This window comes from Microcoleus sp., assembly GCF_049646505.1.
In the GTDB taxonomy this organism is placed as follows: domain Bacteria; phylum Cyanobacteriota; class Cyanobacteriia; order Cyanobacteriales; family Microcoleaceae; genus Microcoleus.
Map to the genome: position 1 here is coordinate 1 of NZ_JBARVX010000296.1, position 2,239 is coordinate 2,239.

At 43.5% G+C, this 2,239-nt stretch carries 3 protein-coding genes; all 3 read left to right on the forward strand.

What is annotated here, in order from left to right; all coding sequences use genetic code 11:
• On the forward strand, window positions 1-1,163 hold a 1,163-nt coding region (locus tag WBA89_RS15660; RefSeq protein WP_424407960.1), incomplete at its 5' end, for a hypothetical protein.
• Between the two features lie 30 nt (window positions 1,164-1,193).
• On the forward strand, window positions 1,194-1,817 hold the full coding sequence (locus WBA89_RS15665) for a DUF416 family protein (protein ID WP_424407962.1): 624 nt from the start codon (window positions 1,194-1,196) through the stop codon (window positions 1,815-1,817).
• Window positions 1,818-1,982: 165 nt separating this feature from the next.
• Window positions 1,983-2,239, forward strand: a 257-nt coding sequence (locus WBA89_RS15670; protein ID WP_424407964.1) for a hypothetical protein, incomplete at its 3' end; no start/stop codon positions are given.

A 2,239-nucleotide genomic window follows, 5' to 3' on the forward strand; every position in this document is an offset into this window, starting at 1 on the left:
GAGGGTTTGACCCGAAGAAAACTACTCCGCAGGTGAATGATGTGCCGAAATTTGGGGATGCGCCGCGGTTGACTAAGGCTCCGAAGGGGGATGTGCCTGTGGATTTGGTGAAGCCTCCGAAGCCGAGTGATGATATTTGGCAATTGCCACCTCGTACTACTCCACGAGTAGTAGACAATGCCCCAGGCAATCAGGTTGCTGGGCCACCGCGTGGTTCTGGTGGCAAGTTACCTCCAAACAAGCTCTCTGCACTGACAAAAGTTATTCAACAATTGTTGAGGTTTTTTAGACATCTTGGAGAGTTTGTCGCTGGTGCAGTATATCAATGGTTGCGTAACAACGGAGAACCAGCTAGATGGTTGTTGCAGGTTTTGAGTCCCGGATGGAATGGAATTGAACTTGATGTAGAGCGAAATCTTCCTAAAACCTGGTCTTTCCAAGCAGGGCGAACATTCGGAGATGCAGTGTCAATTGTTACAGGGATTTTAGAGATAACAGGAGGTGGCGGAACTGGTGCTGGGGGTTCGGGTTTATGTGTAACAGGAGTTGGTTGTATTGCAGGTGCTCCTGCTATAGTAGCAGGGACAGCTTTAGGGCTACACGGAGCAAGCACAGCTTCGACTGGCTTAAAGAATATAGCCAAGCTTCTGGGAGTAGTTTTTCACAGTACAACGGACGGCTCAGAAAGTGGAGGCCCGAGTCGCGGTGAAGATGATATTCACCCAGATGCAGCGAAGTTAGAAACAGAAGCCAAACAGATTTCTGAGGAGTTTTTCGGCAAAGATACCATTGCTTCAGAGCGGACGACAATCGCTGTTGGGCGAGTCATACCTGTAAAAGGAGGTGAACCAAAAAGAGTTGTATCTTCCAGTGCGGGATATTTTACAAAAGACCAGAGAAAATTGCTGGAATCACGGGGATATATTGTTATTCCAGATAATAGAGCTGTCAAATACATTCATGCAGAGGAGCGAATGATTTATTGGGTTGATGCTGAAAAAGCTAAAGGAACAATAGTTGGAATTGAATCAATTGGGGTCAGCCATAAAAACGGAATTTGCGAATATTTTTGTAAGCCATTGATACAAGAGAGAGGTATAAGACCTGGCAGTCGATGGAATCCTAACTGGAAACCCGGTCCCACCAATCCCAGACGAAATTAACCACCCAGACGATAAAATCACGAAATGAATATGTACTTTTTTGAATTTGATACCCTCGAACAAGAACTCGAAAAACTTCCCGTATTTCACCAAGTTGCATTTGCTGCTGCTTGTTGCGAACGAATCCTTCCTAACTACAATGCTTTTTGCCGAATGTATGATTTTGGCAATCCCACCGTGCCGAGAAATACGCTCGATGAAGTTTGGCAAATTCTCCAAGGAAAACAAATAGATGAACTCAGAATAGAGCGATTAATCAATGATTGTGCCAGCGACAATATAGCTCCTGATTCGCTTGATTTTGGGAGTGATGCTTATAAATCAATACAAGTTCTTGACGCTATATGCAAGACTTTGAGAGCCTGTGACGAGCCAACCACAAAAAAGATTATTACAGTAGTAGAACACGCGAGAAATACCATTGAGTTCAGTGTAGCTTGGGAAGATGAATCTTTCAATATTAGTTGGGAAGATGACGGAGAGGAAAAGTTTACAGAAGCCATTGCTTGTCATCGATTTGCGATTATAGAAATGGCTAAAGAAGCTGAACATTTGCAAAAATTGAAGGAAATAGAAACTTTAGATAAGGATTTTCTGGAATGGCTGCGTACCTCTTTCAATAATGATGGTACAAGTTCGATCAATCTAGCTTGAGCTAGAGAAATATACTTTATATATTTAACGGCAGTTAGCGGATATAATTTGTATAACAATCTGGCTATCTAATAAACGACCGATCGCACTTTTGTACGCAACTTCTTGCGGGAGCTCGATTTTACGGGATCTCGCTCTTATGCTCTAATTTTTGTGTAATATACTTTGAGGGGCGATCGGCAGTTCTGTGAAAGTGCGAGCGACTATAAAGTTGATGCTTATACGACTCAAACTACCAGCGACGAATCGACAATAGCAGCCAGTAAAAGTAACAGCATTGCCGAGGGCAGTAATTCCAACTCGTCTAACAGTAGCGATACCTCCCGGACTCGGAATTCACAGACAGTTACCACTTATAAAGATGGTCGCAAAACAGAGAGTGGCAGTTCGACTTACGAGAAATGGTCGAGCGAAAGCACTTA

Bases quoted from the DNA above. Each gene is read 5' to 3' on its own strand.
- WBA89_RS15665 (WP_424407962.1), top strand. From the start codon at position 1,194: ATGTACTTTTTTGAATTTGATACCCTCGAACAAGAACTCGAAAAACTT.